Origin of the sequence: Salinigranum rubrum, assembly GCF_002906575.1 — an archaeon.
GTDB classification, from domain to species: Archaea; Halobacteriota; Halobacteria; order Halobacteriales; family Haloferacaceae; genus Salinigranum; species Salinigranum rubrum.
Genome location: NZ_CP026309.1, coordinates 2932991 through 2953905 on the forward strand (window position 1 = coordinate 2932991; position 20915 = coordinate 2953905).

Genomic DNA, 20915 nt, shown 5'->3' on the forward strand with positions numbered 1-20915 from the left:
CGAGTTGCCACTGTCTGTGAGTCGGTTTCGGAGTCATTGTCGGGCGGTATGTGGTCAGGTGTCTTAGGTCGTTCCCATCCGGTCAGCCGTGTCTCGGTCCCACACAGTGCGAGAGGCGGCCGACCAGCCGTGTCCCGTCCGTCGAGACGGTCGGGTGGGTTGTCGACGAACTGCTCGCCAGCGTCGCACGAAAGAGAGCCGCGTTCTCACGGGAGGGCCGAGACGACAGCCGTGGAGTACAGCGCGTGTTACGCCGCTATCGGGTCGGCACGACCGTCCCACGCGACGTCGACGAGGGAGTCCGAGTCGACGGATTTCGCGGCGTCGCGGGCGACGACCTCGAACGTCCGGCCGGTCGCTTCGGGCGTGTACAGGGCTGCGACCATGAGACGGGCGACGTCCGCTCTCGGAATCGATCCGGTCATCTCCGTCGCGCCCTCGGCGACGAGAACGTCGTCAGTCGCCGGTTCCTCGTTCATCCACCCGGGACGGAACACGACGTAGTCGAGACCCGACTCGCGAAGCGCTCGCTCCGCGCGCGTCTTCTCCCGGACCGTCCAGCGGAGGGCGACCAGTCGGGCCCAGAGCGGCATTCCCCGGCGGGAGGCGCCGACGCCGATAGAGCTCTGAAAGACGAAGGTCCGGACGTCCGCGGCGGCGGCCGCATCGACGAGGTTCAACACGCCGTCCCCGTCGACCACGCGACCGGGGCGGGTGAGACCCGTGGTCAGACTCGACCCCGCGGCGAACAGGACCGCATCACAGCCGTCGAGCGCTCGCCGAGCGTCCGCGGGGTTCAACAGGTCACCCACGACGACTTCGTCGGCGCCGTCGGCCACGAGCGAATCGGCGGTGTCCGCCGACCGAGTCATCGCGCGAACCTCGACGGACCGACCGGCCAGTTCACGGAGGATTTCGCGGCCAGTTCTGCCGCTCGCGCCGGCGACGAGTACTTTCGAGGGAAGTGTGGAGTTCATTCGTCCTCGGTCGAGCGACGCGCGCCGACGGTAAAAGGTGTCCAGTTTCTTATAAGAAAGCGACTATCCCGAAGGAAAGCGAGCCACCCCGTGTCGGCAGAGCCGTCCAAGCCGCACTGCAGCTATATCTCGTCGTCGGCTGTACCATCCTCCATGGAACCGACGGACGAGCGGTGGGTTCACCAGTCAGGGGCGGAGCACCCGGTGTCGGCGGGGCGGACGGACCCTCGGGCAGTCATCGAGGAGTACTTCTACCTGCTCGACGGCGTGCCGCCGATCGACGAGACGCCGAGGGGCCTCCACGAGACGGTCAGTACCCTCCTCGATTTGCTCACCAACGCACACGCGATGTCGATCCTCTACTCGCTCTTTTGCGAACAGCGACCGCTCCGGTTCACGGAACTCGAAGAGGCGACGGGCGCGTCGCCGAAGGTCCTCTCACAGCGGCTGAAAGAGTTCGTCGAGGCGGGACTCGTCAGTCGGCGGTCGTACGATGAGAACCCGCCTCACGTCGAGTACGAACCGACGCCCATGGCCGAGGACCTCGACCCCGCATTCCAGTTCCTCTACGCCTGGGCCGCCCGCTACGAGCGGTGACCGACCGACACCGGTGTCGGCGTGCGAGAGACGGCTTCACCGTCCGCTGTCGTCGAAGGCTCGCCCGACACGCGAGAGACGGGGCGGGCCTACTCGCTTCAGACGGTGGAGCGACCCTATATCTAGATCTGCGTGACCCACGCCCGGTACGCCTCGTCGCGGCCGTAGACGTGCTGGAACACGTGGTCGACGAACGCGGCGAGGCGGTTGGCGTCCGACCGGGCGGTGATGCGGACGTTCGTCCCCTCGCTCTCGTCGGGCGACGACAACTCCTCGATGCGGAACTCGCGGAACTCGTCGAGGAGCGTCTCCAGGCGGGCGCGCTCGTCGTCGTCCACGTCGAGGTTGAACGTCTTCTCGGCGAACTGGACCCACGGTCCGGGCAGGGGGTCGCCGTCGTCGTCGGTGCCGTCGAGGCCGGGGTCGGCGTCGACCTCGACGGTGAGGAAGGCGCTTCCCCTCGTGCGGTGGGCCGTGACGGCCTCCGCGAACAGCTTTCGGCGTTCCGCGGGCGTGTCGGCGTCGAAGCGAGTCATGAGCGGGGGTTCGTCGCCGGAGCACAAACCGGTGGCGTTCCGGTCACACTCCGGTGGCGTGCCGCTCACACATCGATGGCGTGCCGCTCATACACTGATAGCGCCCCGTCACACACTGATGGCGGCCGCTCACACGCGACAGGCGGACCGGTTCGAGAGCGTCGCCATCGACGGGGTGTCAGACCCCCGATCAGTCGTTTTCGGCCACGTCGACCGCGCTGCCGACGGTGTCGAGCGAGACCGGACGGAGCGCGAGCGCCGCGACGCCGGCGAACACGAGCAGCGCCGCGCCCAGGTAAAAGGAGCGCGACCAGCCCAGCGTCACGACGAGCGCGCCGGCGACCGTGCCGCCGACGACGCCGCCGGGAATCTTCGCCGAGTAGACCGCGGCGTAGTTCTCCGAAGAGCGCGCCGCGCCGTAGTACTCGGCGACGAGCGTCGGGAAGATACCGAAGACGGGGCTGCGGAAGAACGCCGCGGCAGCGACGAGGAGGATAAACGGTATCGCCAGTCCGCGCGCGCCGACGAAGACGCCAGCGGCGAGCGCACAGCCACAGAGCACGAGCGAGACGCCGACGGTCCGCTCGCCGCCGAAGCGGTCCGAGAGTCCGCTGATGAGGAGCACGCCGGCCCCGTCGCCGAGCGCGATAGCCGAGGCGACCGTGGTCGCGACCGGGGCCGACAGCCCGAGTCCCGCCGCGAAGCCCACCGACTGCCCGACGAGCATGAGGCCGACGCCGTTGATGATAATCATCACGACGTAGAGCACCCAGAACTGCCACGTGCGCACGGCGGTGCGCCAGCCGACGGCGTGGGTCGGGTTCGTCGCCGCCCCGGAGTCGGACGCGTCCGCGTCTCGATCGGCGTCGTGGTCCTCGTCCGCGCCGAACCGGTCGGGGTCGCGGATGACCCACGCGCCGAGTAAGCCACCGACGCCGACCACGCCCCCCAGCGCGAGGAGCGTGGTCGTGAAGGCGTCGTCGAGCGACCCCCGGAGGATCGGGATGAAGAACACGCTCGTCCCGCTGTACGCCATCGTGACGAGGCCGGTCGCGAGGCCTCGACGGCCCTCGGCGGGAATCCACTTCACGGGGGTGTTGACGGCGACCGTGTAGGCGACGCCGGCGCCCACGCCGCCGAGGGCGTACGCGAACGCGAGGACGGGGAACGAGGGCGCGAGTCCGACGCCGGCGTACCCTGCGAACAGACAGCCCGCGGCCACCAGAAGAACGTTGCGCGGGCCGTACCGGTCGCGGATGCGGCCGGCGGGGAACTGCGCGAGCGTCTGTGCGACGACGAACAGGGTGAAGACGGTCCCGAGCGCGGGGTCGGAGGCCGCGGGGAACTGACTGGCGACCGCGCCGCTGAGCGACGACCAGACGAACTGGTACGTGCCCGCCAGCCCCATGAGGAGGGCGGCGACGAGGACGACCAGCCAGCGACGGGGGAGTCGACCCATTACCCCGACCAACAGGCAAGCGACTCAAAGGGCTGTCGACTTCGCCGGTTCTTCCGGGGGTGCCTACGGGAGGAACGCGAGCACGGCCGCGAGCGTCACCGCGCTGACGACGAGCAGGTGGCCGAAGAGCGCGACGAGCGGCGAGAGACCGACCCGTCGCATCGCCGCGAGGCGGATGTCCAGGCCGAGGCCGACGAACGCGAGCGTGAAGAGCGCCGTCGAGCCGCGGTCGGCCAGCGCGACGAGGTCCGGCCCGAGGACGCCCGCGCTGGCGGCCGTCGCGAGGACGAGGAAACCGAGGATGAACGGCGGGATGCCCGCCCGGAGGTGAGCGAGTCGCGACCGTTCCGTCCCTGCCTCGGTCCTCCGTGTGACCCGGACGACGTAGACGAGCGCGACGACGCCGAGGAAGGCATTCCGGGCCAGTTTCGTGACGGTCGCCCACCGTCCGGCGACGGGGTCGTAGGCGAACCCGGCGGCCGTGACGGGGCCGGTGCTGAACATGCTCAGCCCCGCCCAGACGCCGAACTGCTGTGCGGAGAGGTCCAGCAGGCCGCCGAGAACGGGAAACGCCGCGAGCGTCACGGCGTCGAAGACGAGGATGGCCGCGACGATGGGCGTGAGGTCCTCCGCGCGGGCGTCGAGGACGCCGGCGATGGTGGTCGCCGCGGAGACGCCGCAGACGCTCGCGCCCGCGGCGAGCAGCGAGGCGGGCGTCGCGTCGAGGCCGAGTCGGCGACCGAGCACCTCGCCGAGCGGGAGTCCGAGGAGGACGACGCCGGCGACGAGACCGACGACGACCGCACCCGCGTCGAGGAGTTCGCTCACCACGACGTTCGCGCCCAAGAGGACGATGCCGGCGTCGAGGAATCGCGAGTGCAACGCGGTGCCCTTTTCGACACGCGCGGGGAGGCCGACGGCGTTGCCGACGAGCGCACCCAGGGCGACGGCGACGAGCAGCGGGCTGGTGCCGACGACGCCCGCGACGCCGTGAGCGACGAGCGCGAGCGCCACGAGGAACACGACGCCGGGGGCGACGACACGGAGCGATGCGAGGAGCGACCGCATTCATCGCTACCACGCTTGCGGGGGGTTCTGAACGTATCGGTTGGCGTCGCTGATAGCGGATTTCGTTGCCGATAAAACGCTCGTCGAGGGGGGGTTCCGGTCGGGAAGCCGAGATGAACGGGCAGTGATTGCCTCCAAACGTGTCGCTCGACCGGCGGTTCGAGAGTCGCCCGTCCCACCCGCCGCGACGGCCTGTCGTGGCACGTCCGAACGGATTCTTTAGTTCTTTAACCCCGGAGTCGGTCGGGGGAGATATGAGCAAGCACATCCTTCTCCTGGGCGCGCCCGGTGCCGGCAAGGGGACGCAGTCGAAGCGACTCGCCGCCGAGTTCGACCTCGAACACGTCACGACGGGAGACGCGCTCCGCGCCAACAAGGACATGGACATCTCGTACATGGACACCGAGTTCGACACGCCGCGGGCGTACATGGAGGCTGGCGAACTCGTTCCCGACGCGGTCGTCAACGAGATCGTCAAGACCGCTCTCTCGCAAGCCGACGGCTACGTCCTCGACGGCTATCCGCGCAACCTCGACCAAGCGGAGTACCTCTCGGAGATCACGGACCTCGACGCGGCGCTGTTCCTCGACGTGAACGAGGAGGAACTCGTCGACCGCCTCACCGGACGTCGGGTGTGTTCGGAGTGCGGCACCAGCTTCCACGTCGAGTTCAGCCCGCCCGCCGAGGAGGGCGTCTGCGACGCGTGCGGCGGCGAACTCGTCCAGCGCGACGACGACTCGGAGGACACCGTCCGCGAGCGCCTCCGCGTCTACTACGAGAACACCGAACCGGTCGTCGAACACTACCGCGAGCGCGGCGAACTCGTCGAAATCGACGGCGAGGGGACGCCCGACGAGGTCTTCGACGAAATCGTCGACGCCGTCGACGACGAGTAGCGCCGTCCCCGCCCGGAGGCTCTTTTCTCTTCGTTCGCGTACCTCGCCACTTAGAGTGGCGAGGTACGCCCTCCAGCACGCACGCGCACGGTAAGGGAGCGGGCGGCCCGCCTGCACTCGTGGCCGGTCAGGGAACGAGCACGCCCTCGGGCGGCGTGACGCCCGGAGCGAGAACGTTCGTTCTGAGATAGCGGTCGAGTTCGCGGCGGACGCCGGCGTCGACGTCGTGCATCCCGAGCGCCATCGCCGCGCCGGCGGTCCCGTTCGCGGTCACGACGAGGTAGCTCGCGACGTCGTGGGCGTCGACCTCCTCGAACTGTCCCCGGGCGATGCCCTCCTCGACGATGTCGACGAACAGTTCGATGACCGACGCCTCGTAGGCCGTGAGCCGCTCGTGGAAGCGCTCGTTGTGCGGGGCGTGCGAGAGCAGTTCCATCATCGCCACGTTGATGCCGCGGTCGACGTCGTCCGCCGGGTCGCCCACGAGGAAGTCCAGCGCGTCGTAGAGACGGGTGACGGGGTCGTCGTCGAGTGCGGAGAGCTGATCGCGGTTGTGCTCGATGGCCCAGTCGAGGAAGGCGACGACGAGGTCGTCCTTCGTGTCGTAGTGGTAGAAGAAGAACGCCTCGCTCTTCTCCGACTCGGCGGCGACCTTCTTCGTCGTCAGCCCGGCGTAGCCGTGGGTCGCCAGCGCGTTCTTCACCGCGTTGACGACCTCCGCGCGGGCCGTCGGAGGCGGGCTGTCACTCATTCATCGAACCTGGGGTCTCCGGTCATATAGGGGTATTCACTCCGGCCGCCCCTCCCCGACAATCGACGCTTATCTCGACTGAGTGTTTACTCAAAAGAGTTATATCGCCGCGCACTGAGTATACACTCAGACATGCGAACGTCGCTATCCTCGACCGACGGCTGGAACGGATACCACGCGAACGGCGGTCGGACGGCCACCGCGAGCGGGCTGACCACGCTGGTGATCCTCGCCGTCGCCTTCGGCGCGATGGCGCTCGGCGTCCCGTACTTCTGGGTCGTCTTTCCGGTCGGCTTCGGCGGGGTCCTCCCGCTCGTCGTCGCTCACAGCCTCCGAACCGAGCGCGACTCGGACGGTTCGGACGGCCCGGGACGGTCGCTATCGGACGCCCCCGCCGAGACGACGGACGCCGACGGCTCCACCGACGAGGCGTTGCGGACACTCAGAACCCGGTACGCCCGAGGCGAACTGACCGACGAGGCGTTCGAGGCGCGCCTCGAACGCCTGCTGGAGACAGAGACCGTCGCCGACGCGACGAACCGGACGCGCCCACCGTCCGATTCGGCCAGTGAGGAGGGCGACCACAGTGGTTGACGCGAGCGTCGTGTGGCGACGCCGCTACCAGCGCTACGCCCATCTCGCCCTCGCGACCTGGCTCGGCGTCGTGTTCTACTCGCCGGTCGGCGAGAGCGCGCGGGCGCTTCTCGTCACACGGGTCGTCGTCTTCCCGTTGCTGGTCGTCTCCGGGCTCCTGCTCTGGAAGCGGCCGGCGCTCGAACGACGACTGCGCGGCTGACGCTCGCTTCGCTCGCTCCGCCGGACTTCCCCCTCCCCCGCCCAACTCGGCATCCGCTGACGCCCCTCCTCCGCCCACCCCTGCACCCGCTGACGTCCATCCACGTCCTCCCCTCTCGCCCTCTGCGAACACGACACCGTTCGCGTCCGAGAGTAAAAGCTTCATAACGGCCGACGGCTTATCACGGCGTAATGGCACGGACAGAGCAGAAGGTGCGTGACCTCGTCGACGGTGACGGCGAGATGCGCGACGCGGTCGGGACCGTTCTCGCGCACGTTGACGACGACGAGGACGGGGAGGTCACGTGGGTCGACGTGAAGGGTGAACTCACGAGCGGTCAGTGGGGTCGGCTCATCGAGCGCGGCATCCTCGTCGAGGGTGACGCCGGCTTCCGCCTCGCCGACACCGAGGCGGTGCGGAACGGTCTCAACGGCGAGGCGTCTACGACTTCGTCGACGTCCAAATCGAAATCGAAGTCGAAATCGACGTCCGACGACGACGACTCGTCCTCGTGGTCGAAGTACGACAAGGGGGCTGCGGTCGTGACCGTCGCCCTGTTCGCGGGCTACTCGTGGGCCCCGCTCCGAAACGTCATCGGCAGCGTGATGGACGTCGCGTTGGGGCCGCTGGCGACGTTGATGCCCTTCTACGCCGTCGTGATGATCCTCGCGCTGGCGACGGGGCTGTACTCGACGCTCCTGCAGGCGAACCTCATGGACATGGACAAGATGTCCGAGTACCAGTCGAAGATGAAAGACATCCAGGAGCGGCGCAAGCAGGCCAAAGAGGACGGCAACGACGCCGAACTCGACCGCATCCAGGAGGAGCAGATGGAAGCGATGGGCGACCAGATGGGCATGTTCAAAGAGCAGTTCCGCCCGATGGTGTGGATCATGTTCTTCACCATCCCGGTGTTCCTCTGGATGTACTGGGGCATCGGCATCGGCCCGAACGCGGAGTCGCACGTCCCCCTGCAGAACCTCGTCCTCCCGCTGGTGGGTGAGGTCGCCTGGACCGACCAGATCCTGGGTCCGATCCAGGCGTGGATCGTCTGGTACTTCCTCTGCTCGATGGGCTTCACCCAGATCATCCGCAAGGGGCTCAACATCGACATGTCGCCCACCGCGTCCTGACGCTCGCCGTTCTGACCATCTCCTCGCCGTCTCACGCGCCCACGGGACCGACAGTCTCTTTTAGCCCGCCGGGCGGAGTATCGATATGTTACTCACCGTGTCGGGGCCTCCAGGGAGTGGGAAGAGCACCACTGCGGCGGCGCTCGCGGAGGCGTTCGACCTCGAACACATCTCGGGTGGCGACATCTTCCGGTCGCTCGCCGCCGAGCGCGGGCTCACCCCCGTCGAGTTCAACGAACTCGCGGAGAAGGACGATCAGATCGACCGCGACCTCGACCGACGCCTCCACGAGATCGCGAGAGAGCGCGACGACGTCCTCCTCGAATCGCGCCTCGCGGGATGGCTCGCGGGCGACGACGCCGACATCAAGGTCTGGCTCGACGCCCCGCTGAACATTCGGGCCGAACGCATCGCCGAGCGCGAGGAGAAGGCGTTCGAGACGGCCTACGAGGAGACCCACAGACGGGAGCGAAGCGAGGCCAAACGGTACAACGAGTACTACAACATCGACATCGACGACCGCTCCATCTACGACCTCGTCTACAACACCGCCCGGTGGAGCCCCGAAGGGGTGCTGGGGATGCTCACCACCGCCGTCGACTCGTACGACCCGAACTCCGACGAGGGGAAGGCCCCGGTCGACGGCGTCATCTACGACTTCTGAACCGATGTCCGACATCCGCGCCCCGCCCGAAGACCGCTCGCTCGACTCCCTCCTGTCGTTCGGCGTCGTCAACCTCGACAAACCTCCGGGGCCCTCCGCACACCAGGTCACGGCGTGGGTCCGTGACCTCGCCCACGTCGACCGGGCCGCCCACGCGGGGACGCTCGACCCCAAGGTGACCGGCTGTCTCCCCGTTCTCCTAGGAGATGCGACGCGCATGGCGCAGGTGTTCCTCGAAGGGGTCAAAGAGTACGTCGCGGTGCTCGAACTGCACGGCCCCGCCCCGACGGACCTCGACCGAGTGATCGGGGAGTTCGAGGGACCGCTCTACCAGAAACCCCCCAGGAAGAGCGCGGTCACCCGGCGGCTCCGGGTCAGAGAGATCTACGAACTAGCGGTGCTCGATACGAGTGAGCGGCAGGTACTGCTCCGAATCCGGTGTGAGTCGGGGACGTACGTTCGAAAGCTGTGTCACGACCTCGGCCTCGCGCTCGGGACGGGCGCGCACATGGGTCACCTCCGGCGGACCGAAACGTCGCCGTTCGACGACTCCTCGCTCGTGACGATGCACGACTTCGCCGACGCCCTCGCCTTCGCCGACGAGGGCGACGAGACGGTCCTCCGCGACGTAGTGTCGCCCGCCGAGCGCGCGCTCGTCCACCTCCCGCGCGTCACCATCGCCCCCTCCGCCGCCGAGCAGGTTGCGACCGGCGCGCCCGTCTACGCCCCGGGCGTCATCGGCGTCGAACCGGCCCGCGAGCCCGTCGCGGAGGTGGGGACTGGCTCGGTCGAGGAGGGCGCGCTCGTCGCCTGTTACACCCCCGAGGGAAGCGCCGTCTGTCTCGGACGGCTGGTCGGCGACCCCGACGCCGAGCGGGGCGAGGTGGTGTCGCTCGAACGCGTGCTCGTCTGAGTGAGTGGGTGCGCTCGCCTCGCACGCCGCCGGGGAAACGAAGCGTTTAACCACGGGACGGGCTTTCGTCGATATGCACCACGAGGGACCGTGGGGTAGTGGTATCCTCTGCGGATGGGGTCCGCAGGACTTGAGTTCGATTCTCAGCGGTCCCATGTTTTCGGAGAAAACTGGGGGCACGAGATGCTCGTAAGGGTCTCTCAGCGGTCCCGTTCCACTTTTTGCTCAGTCGCTTCGCACCCTCGCAATAACGTGGGAAAAAGCACTCCTCCGTCACTTCGCTCCGTTCGGTCGTCGGCCCGCAACTCGCGGTGCTCGTCGCGGGACAGTGTGCTGGCGAACCGCGTGTCCGTCTCACGCCGAAGTACCGGACTCATCGACGTCGGCGTCGGGCGACGCCCCGCCGCCGGATAGGCGGGCGCTCCGGTGGTTCGACGACTGCGTCGCCCGTCGGTTTCTCGTCCTCGTCGACCGCCCGAACGAACCCGAAGCGACCGAGCACGCGCGCCACAGTCGACCCGAGGCCCCGTCGCACACGCCGCCCGAGTTTCTTGACGATGGCGACGATGAACAGCGCCCGCTCGAACACGGAGAGCACGCGGTCGGCGACGCCGACGGGATTGACCGAGGAGCCGGCGGTCATCGTGTTGGCGCCGGTCGCCGCGAGGGCATCGGAGGCGGATTCCGTGACACCGCCCCCGCTCGGTCCGGTCGCCGACGCCCCTGAAGACGTTCCCGACGCCGACACCCCTGTCGACGACGACCCCGTGGTCGCACCAGTCGAGCCACTCGCTCCTGCGCCGCTCACACCCGTCGCTCCAACGCCTGTGCCGGACGTGCCCGTCGCTCCGACGCTTCCAGCGACGACGGCGCCCCCGCCGACCACTTTCGTGCCGGCGACGGCCAGTGCGCCAGCACCGAGGAGAACGACGGCTCCGACCGCGGCAGCCTGCAGCGGCGACGCGAGCGCCCAGAGCACGAGGCCGACCAGCGCCCAGGCGGTGCGATTGAGGAGGCCGACACCCTCGATTCGGACGTCGCCAGCCCTGACCGCAGCCTCGAACGCCGCGGTGCGGTCGGGGGCGTCGGCGATACGGTCGACCGTCGCGGGGTCGGTGAACATCCGGACGGTGGCGTCGTCGCGCGGACCCGCCCGGAAGTCGACGACGTGTGCTGCGGCGTCCGTCCGGAACGAGAAACGGGCGACGGAGCCGTCGGTATCCGTCACCGTGAGCGTGACGCGCTGGTCACGGGCGAGGTTCCCTGCGGGGCCGAGGTCGACGCCGTCGACCGCCGCGTTGTGTCCGTCGACGATGCGTTCGAGCGCCGCCGCTGTCTCGGGTGCCCACACCGGTTCGTCCACCTGCGCGACCGCGCCACCGCCGAGCGCCACGCTGACGAGGAACGCGACGACGACGAGGCGGGGTAGACCCTCCCACGAATCCATGTTCTATATTGTCGTGTTCGGTGTTAACTCTGCGTACGGCCTCGAAGCGACCGGTCGAGAGCGTCGGGGCGCAGTCGTCCGACAGCGACGAGCGGGAGAACGGTCACGGTGAGCGAGCGGGGAGCGCTCAGACACGTGTTATCGCGGATAAACACCTATATCGGTCGATTTCGTCACCGGGGTATGGTATCTCTCCCCGACGGTCGGATCTCGACGGGAATCTCCGACCTCGACGACGTGCTGTGCGGCGGACTCATTCCCAGTCGAAGCTACATGGTGAGCGGCGACCCGGGGACGGGCAAGACGATTCTCGGTCTTCATTTTCTGACGGCCGGCGAGGGGGAGTCGCTCTACGTCAATCTCGAAGAGCCCGCAGAGGAGATCACCCGCAACGCGGCGGCGGTCGGTATCGACACCGACGACGTCACGTTTCTCGACCTGAGCCCGGCCGCCGATGTGTTCGTCGAAGAACGGGAGTACGACGTGTTCACCCCCGACGACGTGGAGGGGTCGTCGCTGCGGTCGGCCATCGTCGAGGCGGTGTACGACATCGAACCGGCGCGGATGTTCATCGACCCGATGTCGGAACTACAGCACCTCGCTCCCGACACCTATCAGCTCCGCCAGCAGGTCTCCTCGCTCCTCCGGTTCCTCCGCGAGCAGGACGTGACGCTGCTTTTCACCACGCAGTCGACGTCCGATGTGCCCGACGACGACCTCCAGTACCTCAGCGACGGGACGTTCGAACTCACCCAGGACGACGAAGGACGGCACCTCCGCGTGACGAAGTTCCGTGGGTCCCAGACGCGGGGAGGCGCTCACACCGTCCGCATCACCGACGACGGCATCGTCGTCTACCCCGTGTTGATACCCGACGGTCACGTGGTCGACTTCCCCGACGAGACGATTTCGGCGGGGATTCCCGAACTGAATCAGCTTCTCGGCGGGGGACTCAGTCGCGGGACCGTCACCATCATCAACGGACCGAGCGGGGTGGGGAAGACGACGCTCGGCGCACAGGTGATGAAGGAGGCCGCGGGGCGCGGCGAGCGCTCCGTCATCTACATGTTCGAGGAGACCACCCGGACGTTCGTCACGCGGTGTACGGCCGTCGACATCCCGGTCGACACGATGGTCGAGCGGGGGACGCTCCGGATCGAGGAGGTCCAGCCGCTCACCCAGTCGCCGGCGGAGTTCGCATCGATGGTGCGAACGGACGTCGAAGAACGGAACGCGGAGGTCGTCCTCATCGACGGCATCGACGGCTACCGGCTGTCGATCCGGGGCGAGGACGACGACTCGCTCCACCGCGAGATCGGTGCCCTCTGTCGGTACCTCCGGTCGCGCGGCGTCACGACGTTGCTCGTCGACTCCGCGGAGACCGTCACGGGCGAGTTCCGGGCGACCCACGGCGGCGTCAGCTACATCGCCGACAACATCCTCTTCCTCCGGTATCTCGAAGTTCACGGGGAACTCCGGAAGGCCATCGGCGTCCTGAAGAAGCGGACGAGCGACTACGAACGGGCGCTCCGGGAGTTCCGCATCACCGAGTACGGGCTCAGCGTCGGCGCGCCGCTGCGGTCGTTACGGGGTATCCTCGAAGGCACGCCGGAGGTCGTCGGGGACGGAGACGCGTGGGATGAGCACCAATGACCGCGAGTCGCCGTCGGTGCGACCGCCGACCGCGATGACGGACGCCCCAGCGGACGACCGCCCGTCGAGCGATGTCGAGACCGGGGCCGACGCTGGGAGCGGCGGCGCCGAGGCCGACGACTGGGAGGGGGGCGCAGCCGACACGGACGACGAACCGACCAGCCCCACACAGGGAGTCGACCTAGCCGACGGCTCCGCAGGCGAGGACGAACCGCACGTGTTACTCCTCCTCGGAGCGAACCGGAACCGACAGCTCCTCGCGGAGTTCCTCGCGGGCGAGGCGACCGTCACGGCGACGACCGACGCCGGCGCGCTCACGGGCGACATCGACCTCTGTCTCGTCGACCGTCAGCACCTCGCGGCGCATCGGGTCGCGATTGCCGCCCAGCGCGAGGCGGTCGATCCGGTGGTGCTCCCGGTCGTCCTCGTCACGGCCGAGAGTGACGCGCTCGACGATGAGGACCTCTGGACGGTCGTCGACGAGGTGGTCCCGACGCCCGCCTCGAAGCCCCTCCTGCGCGCGCGGCTCCGAAACCTCCTCGCTCGACGACGGGCGAGCCGTCGGCTCGCGGACCGGGAGGCCGAACTCGCGGTCGCGCTGACCGACCTCCGGGTCCGGGACCGCGCGGTGGCCGAGGCGCCGATCGGTGTCACCATCGCCGGCCTCCGCGAGGACGACACCCCGCTCGTGTACGCCAACGACGCGTTCTGCGAGCTGACGGGGTACGACCGCGCGGAGATTCTCGGCCGGAACTGTCGGTTCCTCCAGGGGCCGCGAACCGACGAGTCGACCGTCGAGAGGTTGGGTGAAGCGCTCGACGCCGCCGAACCGGTGAGCGTCGACCTCGTGAACTACACGCGCGACGGCGAGCAGTTCTGGAACAAGGTCGACGTCGCACCCGTCCGCGACGACGACGGCGAGGTGACCCACTTCGTCGGCTTCCAGACGGATATCACGACCCGGAAGCTCCACGAACAGCGCGTCGGCGTCCTCAACCGATTCATGCGGCACAACCTCCGAAACGAGCTGAACATCATCGACGGCTACCGGAAGGCGCTACTGCGCGACGTCGGCGTCGACCACGAGACCGCTCTCGGTCGGATCGGCGACTCCATCGACCGCCTCGTCGACCTGAGCCAGGAGGCGAGCCACGTCGATCGAATCTTCAGCGGTCGTCCCGGCGAAGCCGACCGCAGGCCGATCACGACGGTCGTCGACGAGGTCGTCGAGACGATGCGAACCCGTCACGCGGACGCGACGGTCCACGCCGAAACGCCCGGCGACCCGGCGTCGGTCAGCGCCAGGTCGCTCGTGCTCGGGTGCGTCGACTACCTGTCGATGCTCCTCGACACGAACGACTGCGAGACGCCCCGCCAGCGGGTGTCCATCGTCGTACGGGTCGAGGACGGCGTCGTCGACATCGCTCTGACCGACGACTGTGGGGGCCTCGCCGAGTCGGACTGGCGCGTCGTCGAGACCGGTGCGGAGACGCCGCTGCGACACACCGACCGCCTCGGCCTCTGGATCCTCCGGTGGGTGACGACGACGAACGGGGGCGAGTTGACCCGGACGGCCGACGGGACGCTCCACACCCGGTTCCCGGTCCGCGCTCCGACGACCGGAGCGGACGAGCACGGCCCCGAGGAGTGAGGGGCGCGAGCGACTCCGACAGAGCGCGAGAACCGGTGGCACTCGACGACGACCCGGTGACGAGGACGGGTGGGTCGCTCACGCCCGGCACGAGAAGTCGTCCGGGTCCAGTCGGGACGAAGTGGGGTACTCCGCCGCGCGGCCGTCCCAGACTGTCGCGCGCGACTCGGCCGTCGACGCGTCCTCGCTCGCCAGCCGCGCCGTCGACGCGTCCGCCCAGTAGTCGCAGGCCTCGACGAGCGCGAGACATCGCCGGTACTGTCGCTGACTCCGGTCGTGGAGGGCTGGACACGACCCCGAGGTCGCCTCCCGGGCGGCGTCGAACTCGCGGGCGGCCGCGTCGAAGCCGTCACGCGCCGCGGCGTACCGCTCCGCCGCGACGTCCCAGCGCTCGGCCCCGTAGCGGTCGCGCGCGGTCGACCGCGTCGAGTCGGCGCGTCCGAAGGCGTCGACACCGCGGTTGAACGTCTCGGCGGCGGGTCTGAACTCCCGCGTGTCCTCGCCCGTGAGCGACGAGAGACAGCCCGAGAGGCCGACGGCGACCGTCGAACAGAGCAGGGTTCGTCTGTCCATAGCGACAGTCACGCCGAGCGAGCCGATGAATCTTCGTTCTCCCGACCGCTCGGCGAACGGGTCACACGACGCCGTCCGCGGCCAGCTCGGCGATGCGCTCGTCGGAGTACCCCAGCGACCGGAGTACGGTCTCGGTGTCGCCGCCGAGTTCCGGGGGCGACGCGCTCTCGCGTCGGTCGAACGCCGTCGACCGAACCGGATAGCGCGGGACGTCGACCCGGGCCCGAGCGCCTTCGACGGATTCGACCTTCGTCAGGGCGTCGGTGGCGACGAGGTGTGGGTCGGCGGCCACGGCCCGGACGTCGTTGACGGGGGCCACCGGGACGCCGGCCTCGCGGAGGCGTTCGAGAACCTCCGACCGCGAGAACGACCGGAGCGCCTCTTCCAACTCGGCGTTGAGCGCGTGCTTGTGTTCGAGTCGCCTCTCGCGGGTGGCGTACTCCTCGCGGTCGTCGAGCGTGAGGTCGAGCGCGTCACAGAGCGCCTCCCACTGTCGCTGTGAGGACGGTCCGATGAACACCCAGTTCTCGTCTCGACTCGTCCGCTCGTCCCTCGATTTCCCGGATTCAGTAGCGGTCGGGTTCTCGTCCCTCGCCGTCCGGAAGACGTCGTAGGGCGCCCAGTTCGAGTGGCCCGCGCCGAGGGGTTCGGGGTCGGCGTCGTACGCCTGGACGTACGCGAGCCAGTAGCCCATCAGGGCCACGGTGGACTCGAACAGCGGGGCCGACACCTTCTGTCCCTCGCCCGTGCGCTCGCGCTGGCGGAGCGCGGCGACGACGGAGAGCGCGCCGTACAGCGCCGCGGCCATGTCGGCGATGCTGGTCCCACACCGCGCGGGCGGGTGGTCGGGGTAGCCCGTGACGCTCATCAGCCCCGACAGCGCCTCCGCGACCGGGTCGAGCGCCGGGTAGTCCGAGTAGGGACCGTCGTTGAACCCCTTGACCGCGCAGTAGACGAGTCGTGGATTGACCTCGCGGAGGTCGTCGTAGCCGACGCCGAGACGCTCTGTCGTCCCCGGTCCGTAGTTCTCGACGAGGACGTCGGCCTCACGAACGAGGTCGAGGAACACCTCTCGTCCCCCCTCGGCTTTGAGGTCGAGCGTGACGCTCACCTTGTCGCGGTTGACGTAGTTGAACGAGGCGTTGCCGAGCGGGCTCGAATCGCGGGTGACGTCGCCGCCGTCCGGGTGTTCGACCTTCACGACCGTCGCGCCGAGGTCCGCGAGGAGGAGCGAACAGAACGGACCGGCGACGATGTGGCCGAGTTCGACGACGACCGTGTCCGCGAGCGGGCGGTCGCTCCCGTCGTCGCCGAGCGGGTCGCGTCCGTCCCGTGACGCGTCGGTGTCTCGTGTCGCGTCGGTCATTGCTCGGGCGAGGAGGGCTGGCCGTCGGTCACGAGGTCGGCACCGAACAGGAGCGTCTCGCCGTCGGGGCCGAACACGAACACGTCGGTCCGGTCGAAGCCGGCCCGGAAGGTCTCGCCGGGCGCGAACCGTTCGACGGCGTGTGAGTCGGTCACCACGTCGAGGCGGTCACCCTCGGCGGTCCGCCCGTGGATGACGGCCTCGGTGCCGAGGGGTTCGACGACCTCGACTTCGACGTCGAGGCTGTACGCGCCCCCGTCGGGATGGATGTACTGGGGTCGGATGCCGAGCGTGACCCGCTCGCCGACGTGCGCGGAGAGCGCGTCACCGACCGGGAGACGGAAGCCGTGGCCGACGACGACGCACTCGCCGTCGGTGCCCGACGTACCGGCGGCGTCGGGGGCGTCGGAGGTGCGTTCGACGGTGCAGGCGAGCGTGTTGGTCGCGGGGGTGCCGATGAAGCTCGCGACGTACGAGGAGGAGGGACGGTCGAACAGCGTCATCGGCGGGTCGAACTGCGCGAGGTGGCCGTCTTCGAGGAGGACGACGTAGTCGCTCATCGTCATCGCCTCCGTCTGGTCGTGCGTGACGTAGACGACGGTGGCGTCCATCTCCTGGTGGAGTCGCTGGACTTCCACTCGGAGTTCGGCCTTCAGCTTCGCGTCGAGGTCCGACATCGGTTCGTCCAAGAGGAGGACGTCGGGGTCCTGAACGAACGCGCCGCCGAGGGCGACGCGCTGTTGCTGCCCTCCCGACAGTTCGGCGGGCATCTTGTCGAGTTGGTCCGTGATGCGGAGCGTCTCCGCGGCCTCCTCGATTCGTTCGTTTCGGTCGGCCCTGTCGACGCCGTGTATCTTCAGGCCGTAGCCGATGTTCTCGCGGACGCTCATGTGGGGGTACAGGGCGATGCTCTGGAACACCATCGCCACGTTGCGCCGCTGGGGCGGGAGGTCGGTGACGTCGGTGTCGCCGAACCGAATCGTCCCGCTCGTCGGCGTTTCGAGCCCCGCGATCATTCGAAGCGTGGTCGTCTTCCCACAGCCGGAGGGGCCGACGAACGTCGCGAAGGAGCCTTCGGGTATCTCCAGCGAGACGTCGTCGACGGCGACGTGGGTGGTCGAACCGGTGCGAAACTCCTTGGTGACGTTGTCGAGGTGGATAGCGCGTGCCATGTGTTATTCGAGGCCTCCGACGCTGAACCCCTGGAGCAGGTAGTTCTGGAGGAACAGCGCGATGAGAAACGGCGGGATAGAGATGAGGAGTGAGACGGCCATCGTCTCGGCCCAGCCGATGCTCACCCGGTCGAGAAAGAGGCTGGCACCGACCGTGATGGTGTACTTCTCGTCCTGGGAGAGGACGACGCGGGCCATGGTGAAGTCGTTCCAGGCGACGGCGAACGCGAAGATGGCGGCGGAGATGTAGCCGGGCCGGGCGACGGGGAGGACGACGTCCCACACCGTCCGCCAGCGACTCGCGCCGCGGACCCACGCCGACTCCTCCAGCGCGATGGGGACCGTCTGGAAGTACTGCCACATCAGCCAGATGGTGAAGGGCGCGGAGACGGCCGACAGCGCGAGCGTCAGCGCGAAGAGGTTGTTGAGCAGGCCGAGCGAGAAGAACACCACGTAGAGGGGGATGGCGAGGACGATGGGGCTGAACATGTAGGTGAAGAGCACCGCGCGGGCGGCGATGCCCTTCCCGCGGAAGTCGAACCGGGTGAGACCGTAGCCGGCGGTGACCGCGATGGCCGTCGACAGGAGCGTCGACCCGCCCGTGACGAGCAGGCTGTTCCGGAAGTACGTGGCCGTCAGCGTCGTGTCGAAGAGCACCCGGAAGTTCCGGAGCGTCACCTCGCTGGGGAGGAGGTTGACGTTGCCGCCGGCGAACGTCGTCGCGGGCGACTGGAAGGCGATGACGACCATGACGTAGACGGGGATGGTAACGAACGTCGCGACCACGAGCGCGACGACGTAGAGGAAGACCCGTCTGAGCCGACGCTGGGTGCGGTGCGAGAGCAGGTGGTCGCCGCCGACGTCGCCTCGTGCGACGTCGGCAGTCGCGGCACGTTCGGTGTCGGAGGCCATCAGCCGGTCACCTCCTCGGCGGGCGTGAAGACGGTGAAGTAGACCACGGCCACGGCAGCGAGGAAGAAGAACATCACGCCGGCCAGCGCGGTGGCCTGCCCGAACGCGACCTGTTCGAACGCGATTTCGAAGACGCGAATCGGGAGGGTCGTCGTCGCGTCGAGCGGCCCGCCTCGCGTGGAGAGGTAGATGATATCGAACTTGTTGAACATCCAGATGCCGCGGACGAGGAGGATGATGAGAATCGCTCCCCGAAGGTGCGGGAAGGTGATGTCGCGGAACGCCTGCCACGACGACGCCCCTTCGACGCGAGCGCGCTCGTAGAGGTCCGGGTCGATGGACTGCAGGCGCGCGAGGAGGATGAAGAAGGCGAAGGAGGCGAACTTCCAGACGCTCGTTATCACCACCGCGGGCATCGCCCACGTCAGCGTCGAGAAGAAGGCGATGGGCTCCTCGAAGAGCCCCCAGTCGACGAGGTACTGGTTGAGGATGCCGATGTTCGGGTCGAGGACGAACTTCCAGAGGAAGATGACCACGAGCGTCGGCAGCAGATAGGGAAAGATCATCAGCGTGCGGAGCGCCACGCCGCCTCTGATGCGCTGGTTGATGGCGAGCGCGAGGCCGAGCCCGAGGAGGAGGCTCAGGACCGTCGTCGAGACGGCGTAGACGATGCTGTTGGTGAAGGCGTTGACGAAGCCGTCGTCCGTGACGACGGCGACGTAGTTACCGAAGCCGACGAACTGCGGGTTCCGGACGGGCGCCTCGAAGAGGCTCATCCCCAGCGCGTACAGGATGGGGACGACCCAGACGACGAGGAAGAAGGCGGCGAGCGGAACCAAGCAGACGGCGAGGAGGAGCGTGGTGCTGTCGACCCGCTCGGTGAGTGACCGCGCTCCCCCCGTCCGCTCACGAGTCGTACTCATCTACAGGCCACGGAGCGTCTCGGCGAGGAAGTCGACCGTCTCCTCCGGCGAGAGGCCGCCGACGAGGAGTTGGTCGGCGGCCTGTCCGAACGCCTGATTGCCGTACGCCTTGGCGGCCGTGAGGTTCGGCGCGCCGTCGTCGCCCGTCGCCAGGACGGAGGTGAAGACGTCCCAGTTGTTCCGGACGAGTTCGAGCACATCGGGGAACTCGTTCAGCGTCTCGTTCTCCTGCATGGGTGTCGCGTCGAGTTGCTCTCTCGACGGCGGGAACTGGAACAGCGGGGCAGAGAGGATGAAGTCGAAGAACTTGTCGGATTCGGAGAAGAACGTGACGAACTCGCGGGCGCCTTCGGTGTTGTCCCCGTCGCTGCGGACGAGGTGACCCTCCATGTACGCCCACCACTTGTCCTGTGCCTTCCCCTGGGGGACGGGGAACGGCATCGGGCTGAAGTTCTGGACGAGGTCCGGACGGTTGCTCTGCATGGTGAGGATGGGAAGCCCGCCGACGCTGACGCCGGCGGCGGCGTTCTCCTGCTGGAGCGCGCCGATGGCGTCGCCCCACTCCCAGCCGCTGCCGTTCGGGGAGTACTGCGCCATGTCCTGGACCCACTGGAACGTCTCGACGGCGAGTTCTCGATTCGAGCCCTGGTCGACCGTGACCTGGATGTCGTCGGTCGGCCCCGCGTAGATGTCGACGTCGTTCTGCCAGAGGTACTGCGTCATCTGGGTGTCGGCGTTGTTCGTCTGGCCCGACTGGACGATGTACCCCTCCATGTCGGTGTTCTCGGAGACCCGCTGGGCCTCTTCGAGCCACGCCGACCACGTGGTCGGGTTCTCCTCGTAGATGTCGTTGCGGTACCAGCCCATCAGCGGTTCGACGATGGCCGGCGCGAAGTACGACTCGCCGCCGACGTTGACCGGGTCGGGGAGGCTGTTCGCCGACACCGCCTCCGACACCGGGGCGAGCACGCCCTCCTGCTGGAAGCGGAAGGCGTCGGTCGAGGTGTCGAAGAAGAGGTCCGGGGGGTTGCCCGCCGCGACCATCTTCTGCATCTCCTGGTCCGTCGACGTCCCCTTCGAGGTGAACGTGACCTCGACGGTGTACTCCGAGTTCGACTCGAACTCCGCGATGATCTCGTCGAGAATCGGCTTCGAATCTCCCCTGTCGGAGAGGTAGCGGATGGTCCCACCCGACCCGGAGCCTCCCGTCGACGCGCCGCCGCTGGACTCGGAGTCGCCGCCGCTGTCACCACCGCCGTCACCACCCGACTCCGTACTCCCGCTCCCGCCGCCACTGCCCCCGGACCCGCCGGCACACCCTGCCAGTCCCGCGATGCCTGTCGCTCCCGCCGCCTTGATGAACCGTCGCCGCTGTAGTCGTCGCTCAGTCATATGTGAACTAATCTCATGAGAGGTGTGATAAGTGTA

Annotated in this window: 21 protein-coding genes and 1 tRNA gene; 10 read left to right on the forward strand and 12 right to left on the reverse strand. The window is 68.2% G+C overall.

Annotation, left to right across the window (positions count from 1 at the left end; translation table 11 throughout):
* Positions 1-248 precede the first annotated feature (248 nt).
* Positions 249-977: an SDR family oxidoreductase gene (locus tag C2R22_RS14455; RefSeq protein ID WP_103426383.1), complete on the reverse strand. Its 729-nt coding sequence runs from the start codon at positions 975-977 to the stop codon at positions 249-251.
* 153 nt (positions 978-1130) lie between these two features.
* Between C2R22_RS14455 and C2R22_RS26415 the strand changes: the two genes are divergently transcribed.
* The gene (locus C2R22_RS26415) at positions 1131-1574 is read left to right on the forward strand and encodes a winged helix-turn-helix transcriptional regulator (protein ID WP_245902774.1); all 444 of its coding nucleotides are present in this window, start codon (positions 1131-1133) and stop codon (positions 1572-1574) included.
* A gap of 122 nt (positions 1575-1696) precedes the next feature.
* Here the strand turns inward: C2R22_RS26415 and C2R22_RS14465 are convergent, their stop codons facing one another.
* The 3 genes from C2R22_RS14465 to C2R22_RS14475 all read right to left on the reverse strand — a co-directional run bounded on the left by C2R22_RS14465 (position 1697) and on the right by C2R22_RS14475 (position 4637).
* Positions 1697-2110: a hypothetical protein gene (locus C2R22_RS14465; protein ID WP_103426384.1), complete on the reverse strand. Its 414-nt coding sequence runs from the start codon at positions 2108-2110 to the stop codon at positions 1697-1699.
* 190 nt (positions 2111-2300) lie between these two features.
* Complete coding sequence (locus C2R22_RS14470) at positions 2301-3569, reverse strand: MFS transporter (RefSeq protein ID WP_103426385.1); 1269 nt, start codon at positions 3567-3569, stop codon at positions 2301-2303.
* Between the two features lie 63 nt (positions 3570-3632).
* Positions 3633-4637: a YeiH family protein gene (locus tag C2R22_RS14475; RefSeq protein WP_103426386.1), complete on the reverse strand. Its 1005-nt coding sequence runs from the start codon at positions 4635-4637 to the stop codon at positions 3633-3635.
* 254 nt (positions 4638-4891) lie between these two features.
* On the opposite strand from C2R22_RS14475, the gene C2R22_RS14480 reads away from it, so the two are divergent.
* The gene (locus C2R22_RS14480) at positions 4892-5533 is read left to right on the forward strand and encodes an adenylate kinase (RefSeq protein WP_103426387.1); all 642 of its coding nucleotides are present in this window, start codon (positions 4892-4894) and stop codon (positions 5531-5533) included.
* Positions 5534-5660: 127 nt separating this feature from the next.
* Here the strand turns inward: C2R22_RS14480 and C2R22_RS14485 are convergent, their stop codons facing one another.
* Positions 5661-6284, reverse strand: a complete 624-nt coding sequence (locus C2R22_RS14485; RefSeq protein ID WP_103426388.1) for a TetR/AcrR family transcriptional regulator — start codon at positions 6282-6284, stop codon at positions 5661-5663.
* 132 nt (positions 6285-6416) lie between these two features.
* On the opposite strand from C2R22_RS14485, the gene C2R22_RS14490 reads away from it, so the two are divergent.
* The 6 genes from C2R22_RS14490 to C2R22_RS14515 all read left to right on the forward strand — a co-directional run bounded on the left by C2R22_RS14490 (position 6417) and on the right by C2R22_RS14515 (position 9945).
* Positions 6417-6878 (forward strand): SHOCT domain-containing protein, encoded by a 462-nt coding sequence (locus tag C2R22_RS14490; protein WP_103426389.1) that lies wholly within the window; start codon positions 6417-6419, stop codon positions 6876-6878.
* On the forward strand, positions 6871-7080 hold the full coding sequence (locus C2R22_RS14495; protein ID WP_103426390.1) for a hypothetical protein: 210 nt from the start codon (positions 6871-6873) through the stop codon (positions 7078-7080). Before C2R22_RS14490 ends, C2R22_RS14495 begins: the two co-directional genes overlap by 8 nt.
* A 191-nt stretch (positions 7081-7271) precedes the next feature.
* A complete protein-coding gene (locus tag C2R22_RS14500; protein WP_103426391.1) occupies positions 7272-8213 on the forward strand; it encodes a DUF106 domain-containing protein in 942 nt (313 codons plus the stop codon).
* 85 nt (positions 8214-8298) lie between these two features.
* On the forward strand, positions 8299-8877 hold the full coding sequence (gene cmk / locus C2R22_RS14505) for a (d)CMP kinase (protein ID WP_103426392.1): 579 nt from the start codon (positions 8299-8301) through the stop codon (positions 8875-8877).
* 4 nt (positions 8878-8881) lie between these two features.
* The gene (locus tag C2R22_RS14510) at positions 8882-9790 is read left to right on the forward strand and encodes an RNA-guided pseudouridylation complex pseudouridine synthase subunit Cbf5 (protein WP_103426393.1); all 909 of its coding nucleotides are present in this window, start codon (positions 8882-8884) and stop codon (positions 9788-9790) included.
* An 84-nt stretch (positions 9791-9874) separates the two neighbouring features.
* Positions 9875-9945: transfer RNA gene (locus tag C2R22_RS14515), tRNA-Pro, on the forward strand.
* 218 nt (positions 9946-10163) lie between these two features.
* Here the strand turns inward: C2R22_RS14515 and C2R22_RS14520 are convergent.
* Positions 10164-11237 (reverse strand): hypothetical protein, encoded by a 1074-nt coding sequence (locus tag C2R22_RS14520; protein ID WP_103426394.1) that lies wholly within the window; start codon positions 11235-11237, stop codon positions 10164-10166.
* Between the two features lie 183 nt (positions 11238-11420).
* Here C2R22_RS14520 and C2R22_RS14525 point away from each other — a divergent pair, with 183 nt between their 5' ends.
* Both C2R22_RS14525 and C2R22_RS14530 read left to right on the forward strand, forming a co-directional pair.
* Positions 11421-12890 carry an ATPase domain-containing protein gene (locus C2R22_RS14525; RefSeq protein WP_103426395.1) on the forward strand — a complete coding sequence of 490 codons (1470 nt, stop codon included), beginning with the start codon at positions 11421-11423 and terminating at the stop codon, positions 12888-12890.
* A complete protein-coding gene (locus tag C2R22_RS14530) occupies positions 12877-14541 on the forward strand; it encodes a PAS domain-containing protein (RefSeq protein WP_103426396.1) in 1665 nt (554 codons plus the stop codon). The genes C2R22_RS14525 and C2R22_RS14530 overlap by 14 nt, the downstream gene beginning before the upstream one ends.
* Before the next feature lie 78 nt (positions 14542-14619).
* On the opposite strand, the gene C2R22_RS14535 is transcribed toward C2R22_RS14530, so the two are convergent.
* The 6 genes from C2R22_RS14535 to C2R22_RS14560 form a co-directional block, all read right to left on the reverse strand.
* Entirely contained in the window at positions 14620-15114 is a 495-nt protein-coding gene (locus C2R22_RS14535) for a hypothetical protein (RefSeq protein WP_103426397.1), read from the reverse strand.
* Between the two features lie 61 nt (positions 15115-15175).
* The gene (locus C2R22_RS14540) at positions 15176-16480 is read right to left on the reverse strand and encodes a CaiB/BaiF CoA transferase family protein (protein ID WP_103426398.1); all 1305 of its coding nucleotides are present in this window, start codon (positions 16478-16480) and stop codon (positions 15176-15178) included.
* A complete protein-coding gene (locus C2R22_RS14545) occupies positions 16477-17652 on the reverse strand; it encodes an ABC transporter ATP-binding protein (protein WP_103426399.1) in 1176 nt (391 codons plus the stop codon). Before C2R22_RS14545 ends, C2R22_RS14540 begins: the two co-directional genes overlap by 4 nt.
* A gap of 3 nt (positions 17653-17655) precedes the next feature.
* On the reverse strand, positions 17656-18564 hold the full coding sequence (locus C2R22_RS14550) for a carbohydrate ABC transporter permease (protein WP_103426400.1): 909 nt from the start codon (positions 18562-18564) through the stop codon (positions 17656-17658).
* Positions 18564-19487, reverse strand: a complete 924-nt coding sequence (locus tag C2R22_RS14555) for a carbohydrate ABC transporter permease (protein ID WP_103426401.1) — start codon at positions 19485-19487, stop codon at positions 18564-18566. The genes C2R22_RS14550 and C2R22_RS14555 overlap by 1 nt, the downstream gene beginning before the upstream one ends.
* Entirely contained in the window at positions 19488-20879 is a 1392-nt protein-coding gene (locus tag C2R22_RS14560) for an ABC transporter substrate-binding protein (RefSeq protein WP_103426402.1), read from the reverse strand.
* Positions 20880-20915 lie beyond the last annotated feature (36 nt).

Excerpts from the sequence above, each read along its gene's own strand:
- C2R22_RS14455 (WP_103426383.1), bottom strand. The coding sequence starts at position 977 with ATGAACTCCACACTTCCCTCGAAAGTACTCGTCGCCGGCGCGAGCGGC.
- C2R22_RS26415 (WP_245902774.1), top strand. The coding sequence starts at position 1,131 with ATGGAACCGACGGACGAGCGGTGGGTTCACCAGTCAGGGGCGGAGCAC.
- C2R22_RS14465 (WP_103426384.1), bottom strand. The coding sequence starts at position 2,110 with ATGACTCGCTTCGACGCCGACACGCCCGCGGAACGCCGAAAGCTGTTC.
- C2R22_RS14470 (WP_103426385.1), bottom strand. The coding sequence starts at position 3,569 with ATGGGTCGACTCCCCCGTCGCTGGCTGGTCGTCCTCGTCGCCGCCCTC.
- C2R22_RS14475 (WP_103426386.1), bottom strand. The coding sequence starts at position 4,637 with ATGCGGTCGCTCCTCGCATCGCTCCGTGTCGTCGCCCCCGGCGTCGTG.
- C2R22_RS14480 (WP_103426387.1), top strand. The coding sequence starts at position 4,892 with ATGAGCAAGCACATCCTTCTCCTGGGCGCGCCCGGTGCCGGCAAGGGG.
- C2R22_RS14485 (WP_103426388.1), bottom strand. The coding sequence starts at position 6,284 with ATGAGTGACAGCCCGCCTCCGACGGCCCGCGCGGAGGTCGTCAACGCG.
- C2R22_RS14490 (WP_103426389.1), top strand. The coding sequence starts at position 6,417 with ATGCGAACGTCGCTATCCTCGACCGACGGCTGGAACGGATACCACGCG.
- C2R22_RS14500 (WP_103426391.1), top strand. The coding sequence starts at position 7,272 with ATGGCACGGACAGAGCAGAAGGTGCGTGACCTCGTCGACGGTGACGGC.
- cmk (WP_103426392.1), top strand. The coding sequence starts at position 8,299 with ATGTTACTCACCGTGTCGGGGCCTCCAGGGAGTGGGAAGAGCACCACT.
- C2R22_RS14510 (WP_103426393.1), top strand. The coding sequence starts at position 8,882 with ATGTCCGACATCCGCGCCCCGCCCGAAGACCGCTCGCTCGACTCCCTC.
- C2R22_RS14520 (WP_103426394.1), bottom strand. The coding sequence starts at position 11,237 with ATGGATTCGTGGGAGGGTCTACCCCGCCTCGTCGTCGTCGCGTTCCTC.
- C2R22_RS14525 (WP_103426395.1), top strand. The coding sequence starts at position 11,421 with ATGGTATCTCTCCCCGACGGTCGGATCTCGACGGGAATCTCCGACCTC.
- C2R22_RS14530 (WP_103426396.1), top strand. The coding sequence starts at position 12,877 with ATGAGCACCAATGACCGCGAGTCGCCGTCGGTGCGACCGCCGACCGCG.
- C2R22_RS14535 (WP_103426397.1), bottom strand. The coding sequence starts at position 15,114 with ATGGACAGACGAACCCTGCTCTGTTCGACGGTCGCCGTCGGCCTCTCG.
- C2R22_RS14540 (WP_103426398.1), bottom strand. The coding sequence starts at position 16,480 with ATGACCGACGCGACACGAGACACCGACGCGTCACGGGACGGACGCGAC.
- C2R22_RS14545 (WP_103426399.1), bottom strand. The coding sequence starts at position 17,652 with ATGGCACGCGCTATCCACCTCGACAACGTCACCAAGGAGTTTCGCACC.
- C2R22_RS14550 (WP_103426400.1), bottom strand. The coding sequence starts at position 18,564 with ATGGCCTCCGACACCGAACGTGCCGCGACTGCCGACGTCGCACGAGGC.
- C2R22_RS14555 (WP_103426401.1), bottom strand. The coding sequence starts at position 19,487 with ATGAGTACGACTCGTGAGCGGACGGGGGGAGCGCGGTCACTCACCGAG.
- C2R22_RS14560 (WP_103426402.1), bottom strand. The coding sequence starts at position 20,879 with ATGACTGAGCGACGACTACAGCGGCGACGGTTCATCAAGGCGGCGGGA.